We start from the raw sequence: 17,910 nt of genomic DNA, 5'->3' as shown, positions 1-17,910 counted from the left end.
ATTGGAACATGAAATTAGGAATTGTAATTTTCCCATCAAAAATGATTCAAGATAAAGCGAACGGATTACGTAAACGTTATGATCCGCATTACGCATTAGTTCCGCCACATATTACATTGAAAACACCCTTTGAGACGCAAGATGAACAATTAGAATCGATTGTGAATGAGTTACATACAATCGCAAATAAAACGAACCCTTTCACCCTTCATGTTGGGAAAGTCGGTTCATTCGCACCTGTTAATAATGTTCTTTATTTTAAAGTAGAAAAAACACCTGAACTTACTTTCTTAAATGAAGAAATGCATAATGGTTTCTTTACACAAGAGCGCGAGTACTCTTTCGTACCTCATTTAACAATCGGTCAAGACTTATCAGACGCAGAGCACGCTGATGTATTAGGTCGATTACGTATGAAAGATTTCTATTATGAGCAACCAATCGATCGTTTCCACCTTCTATACCAATTAGAAAATGGAACGTGGACTGTACATGAAACATTCCACCTCGGAAAGGAGAACAACTAATTTGCACGCACAAATCGTACAAACGGACGAACAACTAAGTGATGCATTCTCTGTACGTAAGCAAGTATTTGTAAATGAACAACAGGTTTCTGCAGAAGAAGAGTATGATGAGTTTGAAGAGATTTCAACACACGTTGTTATATATGATAATGATGTTCCAGTTGGTGCTGGTCGCTTCCGCATCGTTGATGGAATAGGAAAAATGGAGCGCATTTGCGTACTAGCTTCCCATCGCCAAAAAGGCATTGGCAAAATCATTATGGATGCACTTGAAGCGCATGCAAAAGAAGAGTCTCTACCGAAATTGAAACTCCATGCTCAAACACATGCTGAAGTTTTCTATAAGAAGCTAGGATACGTGACGGCTTCTGATGTGTTTATGGAAGCAAATATCCCGCACGTCGTAATGATAAAAGAATTATAATTTTGTAGCAGGAGGTAGCCCCTCCTGTTTTTTACATTGCTATTTTCTTTTTCTTCCGCTAAAGTTAAATGTTGATGCTATAGTTTTGAAGGTGAATATATGACACAAGAAAAATTTTCACAAAAACCGTTAACACACGCTGGCATTCCGCAAGCGGCGTATCATATTCCGAAAACATCTACCCATTTAATTATGGAAGAAGATGCAGATGCGGCGTATTTCCGCGCTTTAGAACAGCAAGGTGTTTATTTAAATGAAAAACAGTTAGAAGCAGTGCAAACGACAGAAGGACCTGTCCTTACACTAGCTGGTGCTGGAAGTGGTAAAACATCTGTTTTAACAACTCGCGTTGGTTATTTAGTTAATGTAAAACATGTCCATCCGCGAAATATTTTGCTGCTGACGTTTACACAAAAAGCAGCTGAAGAAATTCGAAGCCGTGTAGCGAATTTACCTGGTATGAATCATGCCGCAAGTAGCTATGTCGTTGCTGGTACATTCCACTCTGTCTTTTTAAAATTGCTTCGTAGTCAAGGATATAATCAGCAAATTTTAGCAAATGAAAAACATAAACAAATTATGATAAAGAAAATTTTGAAAGAATTGCGCTTAAAAGACGATTATGATGCCGAAACGATACTCGCTATGATTTCACTTGAGAAAAACAAATTGAATCGTCCGAAAGATGTAAAAGCGAAAACACCGGTTGAACAAGAGTTCAAAGAAGTATACGAACGTTTCGAAGAGGTAAAACAACGACACAATTATATCGATTTTGACGACATCTTATTAGAAATGTATTATATGTTAGAAAATAACGCTCCCCTGCTTACTCAATTACAAGAGCGTTTTCATTACATTGAAGTAGATGAGTTTCAAGATACGTCGTATGCACAATATGAAATTGTAAAATTGTTAGCCACGCCGAGAAATAATTTATTTATCGCAGGTGATGACGATCAAGCGATTTACGGCTGGCGAGGGGCAAGTCACCAAATTATTTTATCTTTTCCAAAGGAATTTGATAATACTACGATTATCGCACTTAATACGAATTATCGATCTAATCCATTTATCGTAGGACTTGGAAATGAAGTTATTAAGCTCAATCAAGAACGTTTTGATAAAGAGCTATATTCTGTTCGTAACGATGGCATACAGCCGTTTTATGCACGACCTGCGACAACTCTTGATGAAGCAAATCAAATTTTGCAACTCATTCAGGAAAAAGTAGATAGTGGTGAACGAAATTATAAAGATTTTTGTTTATTATATCGTACACATTCTGTAAGCCGTTCTTTACTTGATCAGCTTACAATTCATAAGATTCCATTTATTAAACATGGAGCGAGCCAATCGTTCTACGAACATTCTTTAATTAGGCCCGTATTAGATCACTTACGACTCGTGCTTGAACCGTTCCGCCTCGAATCACTTTCAAATATATTACCAACAATGTATATTGGCCGTGATGAGTGCATTTCATTTATTGAACGTGAACAATGGAAATATGGTGAGGGCCGTTTCCCTTCTCTTCTTCATTTTCTATTACTAAACCCAAGCTTGAAACCTTTTCAAGTTAAAAAAGTAAATGAGCGAATCGATTTTATTAAGTTTATAAAAGAACTTGAACCTAAAAAAGCATTGAAAGAAATTATTCATGGTAAAGGAAAGTATTTAGAGTACTTACAAAGTAATGATCGTTCTTCCTTTACGATGCATAAGGACATACAAGAAGAAATGTTAGAAGAATTAATGGAATCAGCAACTCGCTTTACGGATATTCCAGCTTACTTACAATTTATTAACGAGGCCATTCAAGGTCAAAAAGAAATGGAAGCATTAAAAACAATGCCGCAAAAAGATGCTGTATCGCTTATGTCAATTCATAACGCGAAAGGCCTTGAGTTTCCATGCGTCTTTTTACTCGGAGCAAGCGATGGTATATTGCCGCATACTTCTTCTTTAAAAGATGCAAATGACCGTGTGACGGAGACTTCTGAAGCATTAGAAGAAGAACGACGATTACTCTATGTCGCCATTACACGCGCAAAAGAAGAACTTTACATTTCCTCCCCGCAATTTTTCAGAGGAAAGAAACTAGATATATCTCGTTTTCTATATACTACGCAAAAAGATTTACCTGAAAAGACATCCATTAAATAATGGGTGTCTTTTTCCATATCACGATATGTACATCCCCTCTATATAAATTCCCTGTTTCTATCCTGAGAATTAACGTAATATCAACCATATCCCGTTCATATTGTAATAGTGTATGTCAGAACTCACGATAAGGAGTGAACATAATGAGCTGCAATTGTAATGAAGATCATCAACACCATGATTGTGATTTCAACTGTGTATCTAATGTCGTTCGTTTTATACATGAACTACAAGAATGTGCAACCACAACATGTGGATCTGGTTGCGAAGTTCCATTTTTAGGAGCACATAACACTGCATCAGTAGCGAATACACGTCCTTTTATTTTATACACAAAAGCTGGAACACCTTTTGAAGCATTTGCACCATCTGCAAGCCTTACTAGCTGCCAATCTCCAATTTTCCGTGTAGAGAGTATAGATGATGATGACTGTGCTGTATTGCGTGTATTAACTGTAGTTTTAGGTGATGGTACCTCTGTACCACCTGGTGACGATCCAATCTGTACATTTTTAGCTGTACCAAATGCAAGATTAGTATCAACCTCCTCTTGTATTACTGTTGATTTAAGTTGCTTCTGCGCTATTCAATGCTTACGCGATGTTTCTATATAAAACTGAATACTAATTTAAGCATGGATTGGGTGGCAGATGATTCTGCCACCCAATCCATGCTTAAAAGGTATTATTATGTATTTTTTATAAAATTGGGAACTTGTCTAGAACATAGAACCTGTCCTTTTCATTAACTAAAAGTAGAAACAGATAAAGGAGTGAAAAACATGTTCTCTTCTGATTGCGAATTTAATAACATTGATTGTGAGGCGAAACCAGCTAGTACACTACCTGCCTTCGGTTTTGCTTTCAACGCTTCTGCACCTCAGTTCGCTTCACTATTCACACCACTACTATTACCTAGCGTAAGTCCAAACCCAAATATTACTGTTCCTGTGATAAATAATACAGTAAGTGTCGGAGACGGTATTCGAATTCAAGTAGCTGGTATTTATCAAATCAGTTATACATTAACGATCAGTCTTGATAACGTTCCTACTGCACCAGAAGCTGGTCGTTTCTTCTTATCATTAGGTACACCAGCTAACATTATTCCTGGATCAGGTACAGCGGTTCGCTCTAACGTTATTGGTACTGGTGAAGTAGACGTATCCAGTGGTGTTATTCTTATTAACTTAAACCCTGGTGACTTAATTCAAATTGTACCAGTTGAACTGCTTGGAACTGTAGACATCCGTGCTGCAGCATTAACAGTTGCACAAATTAGCTAGTAAAAAGCGGTATTTCTTAATTGAAATACCGCTTTTTATTTTTACAATAAAAAACACTCACCGTAACATGAGTGTTTCATTCTTCATATTGTTTTATTGTATTCTTCTTTTTCCCACAGTTGCATCCCTTTTTTTTCACAAACCCTTGTTGCTGTAACTGTTCTTGATATGCCTGTTGGTGTGCTTGTTGCTGTTGCTGTATGTTATACCACTGCTGTAGATCATATGAATTTTGCCTTGGATTATTGCTCACAGCAAACATCTCCTCTACTGTCAATTCTGTCTATTTACTATATGAACAACTCTTTATTTCCGTTCCCGCATCCTCTTAAACTCCGCTTTTTCTAACATCATGAAGATTTATCCCGATTGGTGCGGGCTGATAATTAGCGAGGGATGCCCCACACTGATTAAACTTTCACTTTATTATTCTCCCATAAAATATCCTGTAATTGTTTCAATGATCGCTGCTGCACCTGCAATGGCTAATAATGCTAGTACAGGCTCTGCAACAATAGGAATCCATTTATATAAAACTAATAAAAAAGCACTAACCCACACACCTGTACACCAATAGCAGCTTAATAATTCTCCAATCCACTTTCTTAATCCTTTCCCTTTCACCTTTGTAAAAGTCGATACACTTCCATCAGGCTCTGTAATCTCTAACTCATCAATAAACGGTCTTCGCAAAAAAGCTGTAATTTTATCATAAACAATAAGACGAGTTAACCTAAATGCAGCTAGCGCAAAAATAAAAAATAAAAGCCAGCTTGTAAATAACATAATTCCACCTTCCCTATCCTCTTTAGCCTATTTAAAAAAAAAGGTCTTAAGATTGTGACCAAATCTCCCCCACTCCAATATCTTATTAATGTAAATACAAACAAGAAGATAAGGAGTGACATTAATGAGTTGTAACGAAAATAAACACCATAGCTCTTCTCACTGCGTAGTTGACGTCGTAAAATTCATCAATGAACTACAAGATTGCTCTAGTTCAACATGTGGTTCTGGTTGTGAAATTCCATTTTTAGGAGCACACAATACAGCAGCAGTAGCAAATACACGCCCTTTTATTTTATACACAAAAGCTGGAACGCCATTTGAAGCATTTGCACCATCTTCAAGCCTTACTAGCTGCCAATCTCCAATTTTCCGTGTAGAAAGCGTAGATGACGATAGCTGTGCTGTCCTACGTGTGTTAACTGTAGTATTAGGTGATGGGTCTCCTGTACCACCTGGCGACGATCCAATTTGTACGTTTTTAGCTATACCAAATGCAAGATTAATCTCGACATCTACTTGCATTACTGTTGATTTAAGCTGCTTCTGTGCTATTCAGTGCTTACGCGACGTTTCTATAGTTAAGTAAACTAAAAAACTATTGGGGTGGTAGAAGCTTTCTACCACCTTTACATATTTAAAAGCCGGCCATATCAATCGATTTGATGTCTTCTATAGATAATCGAATATCTCTCATACTATTTGGTGGCATAATGGATACAATGCCATTACGGTAAGATATAATCGATCCTATATATGAGACGGTCGTCGTTCTTATTCTACATCTTATTTTTGGAATGTAATGAGGACGATTTAATAAAAAATGAATTTTTTCTTCATTATTCATATCCTTAAAGGATTTATTGTAAGGGACCGTTCTCACTTGCTCTTCCTCTACTTTTTCTTCCACCTCCACTTGAGGCTCCTCTCGTGGTTCTTGTTTCTCTTGTTCTACCACTTCTTCCACAGCACTACTTACAATACTTTCATTTCTATTACTTTGCTCTTTTTGATCCTCATCTTCGAAATTCGTTAAAATAATTCTTTTTATTTTCGGTGCAGCGAGTTCTAAATTTACTTGTGCAATATATAACAACGGTTTTCCAACTGTTGAACTTTTATTTTTATTCTTCACACTCGTCCCTCCCACTTCCATACGTAGCTGGATAAATCGTGTACTATTATAGTTATATTCATAACGTGGCTAGAACTTTCGTTAAAAATCGTTCTTTCTGGGAACAATTAAAAAGGACAGTCTCAACGTTTAGAGACTGTCCTTTTTAAACTTTAATTCCTATTATATTTATCCTAAAATATGATATCCTGAATCAACATGAATGTTTTCACCTGTTACTCCGCGTGCTAAATCACTGAATAAGAATACTGCTGTATCTCCAACTTCTTCTGGAGTCGTCGCACGACGAAGTGGTGCGCGTTCCTCAATTTCTTTTAAGATTGAGTTAAAGTCGCCTACACCTTTCGCAGATAACGTACGAATTGGTCCTGCAGAAATAGCGTTAACGCGAATGCCATGTTGTCCTAAATCGTTCGCTAAATATTTCACGCTAGCTTCTAACGAAGCTTTCGCAACACCCATAACGTTATAGTTTTTCACAACGCGCTCGCCGCCAAGGTATGTTAAAGTTAAAATATTTCCGCCTTCTGTCATCACTTTCTTCGCTTCTCTTGCTACAGCTGTTAAAGAGAATGCACTAATATTTTGTGCAAGTAAAAATCCATCGCGAGAAGTATCTACAAATTCGCCTTTTAAATCATCACGATTTGCAAAAGCAATACAGTGAGCAACACCGTGAATTGTACCAACTTCTTGCTTAATAGTTTCAAAGCAAGCTGTAAGTTCTTCATCATTCGTTACATCACAAGGTAATACAAGTGATTCTTGTCCTTCTAATGTTTCCGCTAGTTCACGAACGTTTCTTTCTAAACGCTCTCCTGCATATGTGAATATTAATTTTGCACCTGCATTATGCAAAGAGCGAGCAATTCCCCATGCAATACTTCTTTGGTTTGCAACGCCCATAACAACAAATGTTTTCCCTTGTAATAGTTCCATGATATATCCTCCCAGAAATACTTATACTTGTTATTAGTACCTGATACTATAATTATAGTACCATAAAACCTCTTAAAGGCAAACAAAAAAGTCACTAACATAAATTTGTTAATGACTTTTTGTTTCTATAAAAAACCTTTCTAATCCTTCTTCCCAAGTAGGCATTTGTAAAAAACCATTTAATCGTAGCATGTTATGTTGAAAGATAGAATATTTTGGTCTCGCAGCCGCCGATCCGAATTCTTCAGTTGAAACAGGTAATACATTCACTTTCATATTTGCATACGAAAATATTCTTTGGGCAAATTCAAACCAAGAACATGATCCTCTATTGGATACGTGATACGTACCGTATAAAGAAGTGTGAATGAGCTTATTAATCATCATATTTAAATCTGCCACGTACGTAGGAGAGCCAATTTGATCCGCTACAACAGATATGTTTTCTCTCTCTTTTCCTAATCGTAGCATCGTTTTCACAAAATTATTTCCATACTTACCATACAACCACGATGTACGAACTATAAAATATTTATTATGTAACTCTTTTACGAACTGCTCTCCTGCAAATTTAGAAGCTCCATATATATTTATCGGTGCTGGATTATGAAATTCATGATAGCCATCCGGTTTGTCACCTGGAAATACATAATCGGTACTGACATACACTAACTTAGCCCCTACTAATTGTGAAGCAACCGCTACATTTCGAGCTCCAATCGCATTTATTAAGTAAGCAAGATCCTGTTCTTTCTCAGCACCATCTACCTTCGTATACGCTGCACAATGAACAATTGTATGTGGCTTTATTTCTTGTACCACTTGCTTAATTCGGGATATATTTGTTACATCTAATAACTTTTTATCAAATGGATATATGTCATATTCCTCAGAATTCAACTCTTCTTGTAGTTGCTTCCCTAGCTGACCGTTCGCTCCCGTTATGATAATCCGTTCTTTCATCTACATGCCCCTTACTTTTCTTTTAGTGGTTTCCACCAGTCTACATTGTTTTTATACCATTCCACCGTTTCTTTTAATCCTTGTTCGAACGTATACTTCGGTTCCCATTCAAACTCATTCTTCATTTTTTGTGCATCAATCGCATAACGACGGTCGTGACCTAAACGGTCTGTTACAAATTCAATATCTTTTTTCGTTTTTCCTAAAAGTTTTATAATTTGTTCCACAACATCTACATTTGTTTTTTCGTTATTTCCGCCGATATTATACACCTCTCCTACACATCCCTTATGCAAAACGGTGTCAATTGCACTACAATGATCCGTTACATGCAGCCAATCCCTTACATTCAATCCATCACCATATAATGGTAGTTTCTTTCCTTCAAGCGCATTCGTAACCATTAACGGAATTAATTTCTCAGGATATTGGTACGGTCCGTAGTTATTAGAACAACGCGTTATAATAACCGGTAATTGATACGTTTCATAATAAGATAAGGCTATCATGTCGCTACTCGCTTTACTTGAAGAATATGGACTATTAGGAGCTAGCGGGGTTTCCTCGGTAAACTTTCCTGTTTTCCCTAAAGAACCGTATACTTCATCTGTTGATACTTGCACGAGTTTAATATGTGAATATTTTTTCACTAACTCCAACAGCGTGACTGTACCTATTACATTCGTATCATAAAAAGGAATTGGGTTTTCAATACTACGATCCACATGTGATTCAGCTGCGAAATTTACAATTACTTGCACGTCACGTTCCTTAACAACATGTTCCAGCAGCTCTCCATTTTGGATTTTCCCTTTTACAAATGAGTAGTTAGGATTTTCTTGAATAGACTTTACATTATTTAAATTCCCGCTATATGTTAATGCATCGTAATTAATGATTTTATATGTTTCATAGTTTTTTAACATATAGTGAATGAAATTACTTCCAATAAATCCAGCTCCACCTGTAACTAATATATTCATAAACAACTCTCCTACTTAAAAACTATCTTCATATTCCTGAAGTAATGGTAATATTCGATCCTTATCGGACAAGATAGGATTTGTTACCGGCCATGGAATTGATAATTCTTTATCTTCCCAAAGCAAACCGGAATCGTGATCAGCACTATAATACTCATCTACTTTATACATAACAATTGTATGAGGTACAAGTGTACAAAAACCATGAGCAAATCCTTTCGGCACTAATAATTGCCTATGATTATCCGCACTTAAAATATAACCTCTCCACTTTTTAAATGTAGGTGAATCTTTTCGCAAATCAACGATAACATCATATATTGCACCTTGCATAACTTGAATGAGTTTCGTTTGTGCTTTCGGATTTTTTTGAAAGTGTAGCCCTCGAATCGTCCCCGAATGCGCTGAATAAGATACGTTATCTTGCAGAAATGAATGCGTAATCCCTAACGATTCTAGCATCTTCTTATTATAACTTTCAGTAAAAAAACCTCGCTCGTCTTCAAACAATCTCGGTTCTAACAATTTCGCATCGGTAAAATTTGTTTCTACAACTTTCATATTTTCACCTATTCTCCATTAAACTGTTTCCCAAAGTTTATATCCCGCGCTAACGTATTCGCTCTTTGAAGAGAAGCATGCGTTCCCGCATCAGTCCACCAGCCGCTCATTTCATTATAAGTAAGTACTCCTCGTTTTAAATACCAATTATTTATATCTGTAATTTCAAGTTCCCCTCTTGCGGAAGGTTTTAATTCTTTTATATAAGAAAAGACTTTCGAATCATACAAATAAATTCCCGTAACAGCATAAGAACTTTTCGGCTCATTCGGCTTTTCTTCAATTCCAATTATTTTTCGGCCTTGAATATGCGCTACACCAAATCGCTCGGGATCTTCTACAGATTGAAGCAGCACTTTAGCCCCTTCTTTTTGACTTGTAAACTCTTCAACATACGGGCAAATATCATCTGAAAAGATATTATCTCCTAATATAACTACCATCCGATCATTTCCTACGAAATCTTCACAAAGTCCTAGTGCCTGCGCAATCCCACCCGCCTTATCTTGCACACGATACGTAAAGGATACACCAAACTCTTGACCACTTCCTAGAAAGCTCACAACATCTCCCATATGCTCTTTACCGGTAATAATCATAATATCTGTAATTTCACATCGCTTCAGCTTATATACCGCATGATAAATCATCGGATACCGCCCAACGGGAAGTAAATGTTTATTCGTTACTTTCGTTATTGGATATAATCTCGATCCTGTCCCGCCTGCTAAAATAATCCCTTTCATCCTTCATCTCTCCCTTATGATGGAGATAGCACCTCTTTATAATGTTCCACAAAAATTTCCCGGTATTTCTCATATGTATCCGCATCAAACTCATCTCCGTTGTAATGAATACACCATAGATTTGCTTGATTAGGGATACCAATTAAATATCCAGCCTTTTGAAATTCTAAAGACTGTGACACATCATAGAAATGAAATCCTTGAAACAAATCCTCTCGCCACGGAATATCATACTGCGTTGCCATGAGTAAACCATCGATTGCTTGCACTGACATAAAAGATTGATTTCCATAAAAACCTAGATCCAAATTTAATAATTGATAATTCTGTCTTCTGTACTCAATCACTTTCCCTACTAAATTTTTCCCTTCCCACCATATCCCGTTACTCGGTAAAAACTGAGCACCAGCTACTCCAATTAAACCAAGCTTTTCATTTTCTTTAAAAAGAGAAATGAGGGTACAAAACATATCACGATTAATAAGGTAAGTATCTTGATGTATATATACTTTATATTTCGCCGGATATGAAAGTGCTCGATTGTACGCACTTGCCATACTTTTCGCATCTCGTATCGAAAAAATTTGCACTACATAGCCAGGGGGAACAACAATGTTTCTTATTTGCCTTTCGCATTGCTCGAAAAGCTCTTCATTATTTACACAAACAACAACTAATATTGTATGATCTTTCATTTTGTAGCCCTCTATTCTTCCTTATTCACATCTGACATATAGTTCTCTACAAATACTTTTCTATACTTTTCATAGTTCGTCATATTTACATCGAAATGATAATGAATACACCAAGCATCACGCTGCACAGGGACACCGACTGTATACCCAGCTTTTTTAAATTCAAAAGATTGGGATACATCATAAAAATCAAACCCATCAAATAAGTCCTCTCGCCACGGAATATCATATTGTGTCGCCATCAATAAACCGTCAATACATTCCGCAGGAATAAATGTTTTCGATTCATGAAATGGTTGCTCTAAACTTGCCATATAAAACAAATCGTTCATATAACCAATGACTTTCCCGACAATCCCACGCCCTTCGTTCCATACACCATTTGGAGGAACATATTGGGATCCAACCATCCCAATCATCCCAAGATGTTCATGCTCCTCAAATAATTGAATTAATCCGTATAGAAAGGCTCCATTTATAATAAAGACATCTTGGTGTAAATACACTTTATACTTCGCTGGATGTGAAATGGCTTGATTGTATCCGCTCGTCATACTTTTTGCATTTCGAATCGGCATAAATTGTATAGTATACCCAGGAGGTACTGCCAATTTCAATATATGTCGCGCACATTGTGCATACAATTTCCGATCATTTATACATGTAACAAATAGTATTGTTTTTTCTGCAGCACTCATAATTGTGATTTTTCTGCTTCAATAATATATTGAAATACAACTGTCTCAGCCATGAAGCCACTTCCAAGACGATACTTTTTACAAATTCCATATAACTCTTCAATAAGTGGCTCATATATTTTATGATCAACATATACACGATCTACTTTACTAATAGAATATCCTGCTTTTAAAAACATTCTTAGCATTTCATTAAAAGTAAAGAAACGAATATGCGTTTTATCTAATAATCCATATTCTGTATACGTCCAATTTCCAGCGAGTAAGGGAGCTAATACTGAAATGTGCGCAACGTTTGGTATGCTAGCTAAAATCACACCATTTTCTTTTATATATGGCTTTACTTTCTTTATAACAGCCCACGGATCAAATAAATGCTCTAATACATCCCCGAATATGACACAATCAAATTGTTCCTTCTCATAAGGAAGATCCACTGTTTCTATATCACCTAAAATAACATGATCTAGTTTTTCTTTCGCTTTTTCGGCAGCCTCTGGGAACGCCTCAATTCCTGATACACGTGCTCCATTTTCTTTTATAGCCGCTCCTAATGCACCGCTCGAGCAACCAATATCAAGAACTTCTTGCCATTCCTTTTTTATATGCTTGAATAAATTAGGGTTTATCGCATTATAATAATGTTCAGATTTTTCTTCGTATAAAGAACTTTTCTCCCGATTCATTTCACACACTCCTTATGCAAATTGAATTTGAAATATAAACAAAAGATATTCTACAAAGGATGCCATCTCTATTGGTTGCATTACCGATAATCTAATATATAGCCATTCTACTATCATTAGAATAGCGACAAGTCATTTCCTAAAAATAGAACAAATTACATTTTATATTGTTTATCATAGATGCCTCTAAAATATTTACGGTTATATTCAATCGCAGCATTATTCGGAACATAAGAAGCTGCCAATTCATTATAATAATAAGCTTTATCTTGATCTCCTAATCTGCTATAACAAATACACATTTGTAAATATGGAATCCACGTATAACTAGCCGGACTGTGAAAAGGACTATCCTCTGCTAGCGGCACTTCAGTTGCTAGCTTAAACCAAAATATCGCTTCATTATACTTTTGTTGTTCCATATATATATATCCTATTCTTGTACAATTCTCTCCTCTAGGAATACCATAACGAAACGACTTCGTACAAGTTTCAACTGCCTTCTCCCAGTCTCCTAACTTCGCATAACAATCTCCTAACTTACCACATGCATAAATTTTCTCTTCATGCCATCCTTCCTCTTGATTAAGAAATGTTTCATACAGAAGAACCGCATCGTCGTATTTTTGATTATCCATAGATTCATTACCGTAATAAAATAAATCTCTCGGGCTTAATTCTTCTCCAGCTGCTACAGCATTTTGAAAAATTTTCAAATTACGATTCGTTATTTCTTTTTCTTTCTTATGTGTAATGGCGACATTACTATTGTAAATCTCACCAGAAACAGCTAAATACTCATGCACCTTTCCAAACCATTGAAATTGTTTTTCACGCTTTACAAGTCGATATCTTCTTGTGCAATATAAAGGTTTCCCATTAGAATCCATTACAAGATAATAAGGCATAGAAACAGCGTCAACTTTACCATCTAACTCTCGTTTTAATGTTTTCAGTGATTCTTGAGCTTCCTCTAATAACACATCATCAGCATCTAACCATAATATATATTCTTGCGTTGCTTTTGAAAACGCAAAATTTCTAGCTGCCGCAAAATCATCAACCCACGGAAAATCGTGTATGTTAGAAGTGTATTTTGCTACAATTTCCTTCGTTCGATCAGTGGATCCTGTATCAACTACAATAATTTCATCAACAATTTTTTCTACCGCGTCCAAACATCGATCTATTGTATTTTCCTCATCGCGAACAATCATACATAGACTAATTGTAATTCCTTGCTTGTTCAACATAATCACCCTCTTCCAACTCAATCATATGTTATACATACAATAAACTTTCCATTTTTTTAACTTGTTCAAGCTATTTAAGATTTCTTTTTAATAATTCAAATGTCCGTGTCATTTTCTTGTGATTTTGCATCTACTATATAATGAAAGCTTTATGGAGGTGAATTTATGTCAAATAATAATTATTCAGATGGCTTAAATCCTGATGAATTCTTATCAGCTAGTGCATTTGATCCTAATCTTGTAGGTCCAACTTTACCACCAATACCACCGTTTACACTTCCAACCGGGCCGACTGGACCTACTGGGCCGACTGGACCTACTGGACCTACCGTACCTACTGGGCCGACTGGACCTACTGGGCCGACTGGGCCGACTGGGCCGACTGGGCCGACTGGAGACACTGGCGCAACTGGACCTACCGGGCCGACTGGAGACACTGGCGCAACTGGACCGACTGGGCCGACTGGAGACACTGGTGCAACTGGACCGACTGGGCCGACTGGAGACACTGGCGCAACTGGACCTACTGGGCCGACTGGAGACACTGGCGCAACTGGACCTACCGGGCCGACTGGAGACACTGGTGCGACTGGACCGACTGGGCCGACTGGGCCGACTGGGCCGACTGGGCCGACTGGGCCGACTGGGCCATCTGGATTAGGACTTCCAGCAGGATTGTATGCATTTAACTCTGCTACAGTTTCTTTAGCTCTTGGAATTAATGATCCTGTACCGTTTAACACGGTTGGATCTCAGTTTGGTACAGCAATTTCTCAATTAGACGCTGATACTTTCATCATAAGTGAAACTGGATTCTATAAAATTACTGTTATCGCATATACTGCAGCAGTAAGTATATTAGGTAGCCTTGCAATTCAAGTGAACGGCGTTAATATACCTGGCGCTGGAACAAGTTTAATCTCACTTGGAGCGCCTCTCGTTATCCAGGCAATTACACAAATTACAATAACGCCATCAATGGTTGAAGCTGTCGTTACAGGACTTGGATTATCTCTAGCTCTTGGTACAAGTGCATCCATTATTATTGAAAAAATCGCTTAATTTTTTTACTTAGCAGTAAAACTGATATCAGTTTTACTGCTTTTTCAATTATGAATTCAAGCATGAAACTTTCACTATCTACATAATCATATTGTTGTATGACATTTTGCAGGAGGCACAAATATGGAAAATAAATTTGCTGTTCAGCTTTATCTCGAGTTGTTAAAGAAAACAATTTTATTTGAAATATGGCTAGAGTATGAGCCATACTTACCTGCTTCATTACATATTTCTAAGGAACTTCCATATGAACCAGTTACCGTACCACTTCCTTTATTCATTAAGCAATATGCTGAAAACCATAACTTGAAAATTGTGAAACCAGATGTTTTAAAAAGTGAACGTCAAGATGGGATGGATTGGCCAAGAGCAGCACACAGTATGATCGGCCGGGAACGAATGAATCAATTACATGAAGCACTAGAAACAGTTGTCCGTGAAAATATAGAAGGTGATTTTATTGAAACAGGTGTGTGGCGCGGGGGATCGTGCATTTTTATGAATGGTTTTTTACAGGCAAATAACATTACTGATCGTAATGTGTGGGTTGCAGATTCATTTGAAGGTTTGCCAACACCGAATTTAGAACACTATCCGAAAGATTACGGAGATTATTTACACTCTTTCGATTATTTACGCGTTTCTTTAGAACAAGTACAAGAGAATTTTAGAAAATATGATTTATTAAATGATCAAGTAAAATTTTTAAAAGGCTGGTTTAAAGATACTTTACCAACAGCACCAATAGAAAAAATTGCAATTGCACGCCTTGACGGTGATATGTATGAATCCACAATGGATGGTCTCGTGAACTTATACGATAAAGTTTCTAAGGGTGGCTATATTATTATCGATGACTATGGACTACCAGCTTGCGCAGAGGCCGTGACAGACTTTAGAAATCAAAGAAACTTAAAAGCCCCTATTACTAAAGTCGATGTATTTGGTGTTTATTGGAGAAAAGAATAAGAGAAATTGCAATCGACAGGAGGTTCCATTTACACTCATTATCCTCTCTCACTTCTAACACAATAAAGTAGTCGTTTTAGGAATCTCCTTACATATAACAATCATTTGCTTATTATTCTCTCACTACAAAATGAAATTTCAATTAATAGAGAGACAACAAATAACTGGATAAAACAAATACTGTTCACTTAATTTTCCATCACAAGAAAGGAGTGTACTTATGAGCGAACTTGAAAAAGAACTGACTTTACTTCCCCCTCCCGAACTCGTCCAATATGTAGGTGGCGATTTCAAAAAAGTTGGAAAAGAGTTTCTGCAGCATTTTATTCAAATTGGCGCTTTACAATCAAATGAAAAAGTATTAGATGTAGGCTGCGGTGTCGGACGAATGGCTGTTCCATTAATGAATTATTTAAACGAAGATGGTGCCTATTATGGATTTGATTTGTTTAAAGAGGGTATCACATGGTGCAAAAATAATATTTCAACCATCCGTAACAATTTTCACTTTGAACATATCGACATATACAACCAATTCTACAACCCAAACGGAAAAGAAGATGCTGCCCAATATCGTTTTCCATATGAGGATGAATCATTTGATTTTATTTTCTTAACTTCGGTATTTACACACCTACTCCCAAAAGAATTAGAACATTATGTATCAGAAATCGTACGGGTTCTAAAAAAAGATGGTCGCTGCTTTATTACCTTCTTTTTAATCAATCCAGAATCATCTTATTACTTAAATTCTGGTCTAAGCACTTTAGCATTTCACCATCAAATTGAGAATTGTTATGTTGCCAATAAAGATATTCCTAATTTCGCTGTCGCCTATGCCGAAAAAAATGTTCACACTCTTTTAAATAAGTATGATTTGGAATTAACAAATCAACCTCATTATGGTTCATGGTGTGGCAGAACGGATTCTACGAGTTATCAAGATATTGTTCTCCTAAAAAAACAAACAAAAAAGGAGGGATAACGTGAATTCTTCTCTCGTGTCAATACTTATCCCAACCTTTAATCGCCCACACTATTTACAGATTGCTTTAGAAAGTGCTCTTAAGCAAACGTACCCAAATATGGAAATCATTATAGGAGACGATAGTACAAACGATAAAACAGAAAGATTAATCCATGAACAGTACTTGCCAAACTATTCTAATATAAAATACATACGGAATAGTACCACTTTAGGACAATTCCATAATGATCTTATGCTCTTAAAACAATCTGGTGGAGAGTACATAAATTTCTTAATGGATGATGATTTATTTTATAGCAATAAAATTGAAAGAATGATGACCTATTTCCAACAAGATTTAAATAAAAAACTTGCGCTAGTAACTTCATATCGCAACTGGATTGATGATCATGGAAACCCGACTGAAAGCAATGCTTCGATAAAAGAGTTATATAAAGAAGACACAATTGTAAATGGGAAAGATTTCGGAAATCGTATGCTTATTTCTGGGCAAAACATTATCGGAGAGCCTACCACCGTACTATTTCGAAAAGAATTATTAACGGAATCTTTCGGCACCTTAAATGGCAGAAATTATAATTGCAGTGTTGATATGGCCTCTTGGATTGCCTTACTTTCAAAAGGTGACGCAATGTATATTGCATCGCCTTTAAGCTCATTTCGATTTCATACTGGTCAACAAGTACATCATAAGCTACTTGAAGGAAGTGAAGATTTTCTCCACCTCGTTTTAACAGCAAAAGAGTACGGTTTTTTACAAGATGAAGTCGATTATAGAACAAGTTTATTAAAAGCATATGAATGGTGTATAGGCTCTTTAGAATTTTACAAACAATACCCTAATCTCATTCCAGATGCACATGTTCGTCTTTCACATTGCTTGAATATAATTATAAAAAAGCTAAATACACAATAGCCCAGCATAAGGGAGGAGCTATTCCTCCCTGTTATGTATGACTTCCCACAAATAGTGGAATAAATGTATGAACAGTCTGCTTACATATTATTTTTACAATCAGATCATCACCATACTTATTAGGAGAT

Annotated in this window: 22 protein-coding genes; 10 read left to right on the top strand and 12 right to left on the bottom strand. The window is 36.5% G+C overall.

Annotation, left to right across the window (positions count from 1 at the left end):
• Positions 1–8: 8 nt before the first annotated feature.
• The 5 genes from LCF45_RS06285 to exsF all read left to right on the top strand — a co-directional run bounded on the left by LCF45_RS06285 (position 9) and on the right by exsF (position 4,402).
• Positions 9–527, top strand: coding sequence for a YjcG family protein (locus LCF45_RS06285; protein WP_002011397.1), 519 nt, complete (start codon positions 9–11; stop codon positions 525–527).
• Between the two features lies 1 nt (position 528).
• On the top strand, positions 529–951 hold the full coding sequence (locus tag LCF45_RS06280; RefSeq protein WP_002125981.1) for a GNAT family N-acetyltransferase: 423 nt from the start codon (positions 529–531) through the stop codon (positions 949–951).
• Positions 952–1,050: 99 nt separating this feature from the next.
• Positions 1,051–3,117 carry an ATP-dependent helicase gene (locus LCF45_RS06275; RefSeq protein ID WP_002125980.1) on the top strand — a complete coding sequence of 689 codons (2,067 nt, stop codon included), beginning with the start codon at positions 1,051–1,053 and terminating at the stop codon, positions 3,115–3,117.
• A 143-nt stretch (positions 3,118–3,260) separates the two neighbouring features.
• Complete coding sequence (gene cotY, locus LCF45_RS06270) at positions 3,261–3,731, top strand: spore coat protein CotY (RefSeq protein ID WP_002011392.1); 471 nt, start codon at positions 3,261–3,263, stop codon at positions 3,729–3,731.
• A 167-nt stretch (positions 3,732–3,898) separates the two neighbouring features.
• On the top strand, positions 3,899–4,402 hold the full coding sequence (gene exsF, locus LCF45_RS06265) for an exosporium protein ExsF (protein WP_002011391.1): 504 nt from the start codon (positions 3,899–3,901) through the stop codon (positions 4,400–4,402).
• Between the two features lie 76 nt (positions 4,403–4,478).
• Here exsF and LCF45_RS06260 read toward each other — a convergent pair whose 3' ends face one another.
• Entirely contained in the window at positions 4,479–4,664 is a 186-nt protein-coding gene (locus tag LCF45_RS06260; protein WP_033708144.1) for a hypothetical protein, read from the bottom strand.
• Positions 4,665–4,828: 164 nt separating this feature from the next.
• Positions 4,829–5,188: a DUF1360 domain-containing protein gene (locus LCF45_RS06255; RefSeq protein ID WP_000899658.1), complete on the bottom strand. Its 360-nt coding sequence runs from the start codon at positions 5,186–5,188 to the stop codon at positions 4,829–4,831.
• Positions 5,189–5,312: 124 nt separating this feature from the next.
• On the opposite strand from LCF45_RS06255, the gene exsY reads away from it, so the two are divergent.
• A complete protein-coding gene (exsY, locus tag LCF45_RS06250) occupies positions 5,313–5,777 on the top strand; it encodes an exosporium assembly protein ExsY (RefSeq protein WP_002125979.1) in 465 nt (154 codons plus the stop codon).
• Positions 5,778–5,825: 48 nt separating this feature from the next.
• Here the strand turns inward: exsY and LCF45_RS06245 are convergent, their stop codons facing one another.
• From LCF45_RS06245 to LCF45_RS06200, 10 genes are all read right to left on the bottom strand, one after another.
• The gene (locus LCF45_RS06245; RefSeq protein WP_002030408.1) at positions 5,826–6,344 is read right to left on the bottom strand and encodes a CotO family spore coat protein; all 519 of its coding nucleotides are present in this window, start codon (positions 6,342–6,344) and stop codon (positions 5,826–5,828) included.
• A 147-nt stretch (positions 6,345–6,491) separates the two neighbouring features.
• On the bottom strand, positions 6,492–7,262 hold the full coding sequence (fabI, locus tag LCF45_RS06240) for an enoyl-ACP reductase FabI (RefSeq protein WP_002011384.1): 771 nt from the start codon (positions 7,260–7,262) through the stop codon (positions 6,492–6,494).
• A gap of 108 nt (positions 7,263–7,370) precedes the next feature.
• A complete protein-coding gene (gene rfbD, locus LCF45_RS06235) occupies positions 7,371–8,225 on the bottom strand; it encodes a dTDP-4-dehydrorhamnose reductase (RefSeq protein WP_002125974.1) in 855 nt (284 codons plus the stop codon).
• 11 nt (positions 8,226–8,236) lie between these two features.
• Positions 8,237–9,208 carry a dTDP-glucose 4,6-dehydratase gene (gene rfbB / locus LCF45_RS06230; RefSeq protein ID WP_002125972.1) on the bottom strand — a complete coding sequence of 324 codons (972 nt, stop codon included), beginning with the start codon at positions 9,206–9,208 and terminating at the stop codon, positions 8,237–8,239.
• Positions 9,209–9,223: 15 nt separating this feature from the next.
• Positions 9,224–9,769, bottom strand: a complete 546-nt coding sequence (gene rfbC, locus LCF45_RS06225) for a dTDP-4-dehydrorhamnose 3,5-epimerase (protein ID WP_002011381.1) — start codon at positions 9,767–9,769, stop codon at positions 9,224–9,226.
• Between the two features lie 8 nt (positions 9,770–9,777).
• Entirely contained in the window at positions 9,778–10,515 is a 738-nt protein-coding gene (locus tag LCF45_RS06220) for a sugar phosphate nucleotidyltransferase (protein WP_002030415.1), read from the bottom strand.
• Positions 10,516–10,529: 14 nt separating this feature from the next.
• The gene (locus tag LCF45_RS06215; RefSeq protein ID WP_263894710.1) at positions 10,530–11,210 is read right to left on the bottom strand and encodes a glycosyltransferase family protein; all 681 of its coding nucleotides are present in this window, start codon (positions 11,208–11,210) and stop codon (positions 10,530–10,532) included.
• A gap of 11 nt (positions 11,211–11,221) precedes the next feature.
• A complete protein-coding gene (locus LCF45_RS06210; RefSeq protein WP_002125967.1) occupies positions 11,222–11,908 on the bottom strand; it encodes a glycosyltransferase family protein in 687 nt (228 codons plus the stop codon).
• Complete coding sequence (locus LCF45_RS06205) at positions 11,905–12,594, bottom strand: class I SAM-dependent methyltransferase (protein ID WP_263894709.1); 690 nt, start codon at positions 12,592–12,594, stop codon at positions 11,905–11,907. Before LCF45_RS06205 ends, LCF45_RS06210 begins: the two co-directional genes overlap by 4 nt.
• Positions 12,595–12,749: 155 nt before the next feature.
• Positions 12,750–13,847 (bottom strand): tetratricopeptide repeat-containing glycosyltransferase family 2 protein, encoded by a 1,098-nt coding sequence (locus tag LCF45_RS06200; RefSeq protein ID WP_002125963.1) that lies wholly within the window; start codon positions 13,845–13,847, stop codon positions 12,750–12,752.
• 165 nt (positions 13,848–14,012) lie between these two features.
• Here LCF45_RS06200 and LCF45_RS06195 point away from each other — a divergent pair, with 165 nt between their 5' ends.
• From LCF45_RS06195 to LCF45_RS06180, 4 genes are all read left to right on the top strand, one after another.
• Positions 14,013–14,909 (top strand): BclA C-terminal domain-containing protein, encoded by an 897-nt coding sequence (locus LCF45_RS06195; protein WP_263894708.1) that lies wholly within the window; start codon positions 14,013–14,015, stop codon positions 14,907–14,909.
• 123 nt (positions 14,910–15,032) lie between these two features.
• Positions 15,033–15,878: a TylF/MycF family methyltransferase gene (locus tag LCF45_RS06190; RefSeq protein WP_078202962.1), complete on the top strand. Its 846-nt coding sequence runs from the start codon at positions 15,033–15,035 to the stop codon at positions 15,876–15,878.
• A 220-nt stretch (positions 15,879–16,098) separates the two neighbouring features.
• Complete coding sequence (locus tag LCF45_RS06185; RefSeq protein WP_078202961.1) at positions 16,099–16,863, top strand: class I SAM-dependent methyltransferase; 765 nt, start codon at positions 16,099–16,101, stop codon at positions 16,861–16,863.
• Between the two features lies 1 nt (position 16,864).
• Positions 16,865–17,782 carry a glycosyltransferase family 2 protein gene (locus tag LCF45_RS06180; protein WP_078202960.1) on the top strand — a complete coding sequence of 306 codons (918 nt, stop codon included), beginning with the start codon at positions 16,865–16,867 and terminating at the stop codon, positions 17,780–17,782.
• Positions 17,783–17,910: the final 128 nt, after the last annotated feature.

It is taken from the genome of Bacillus sp. 41-22 (assembly GCF_025809295.1).
Lineage (GTDB): Bacteria > Bacillota > Bacilli > Bacillales > Bacillaceae_G > Bacillus_A > Bacillus_A mycoides.
This window is presented reverse-complemented; position numbering and strand designations above follow the sequence as displayed.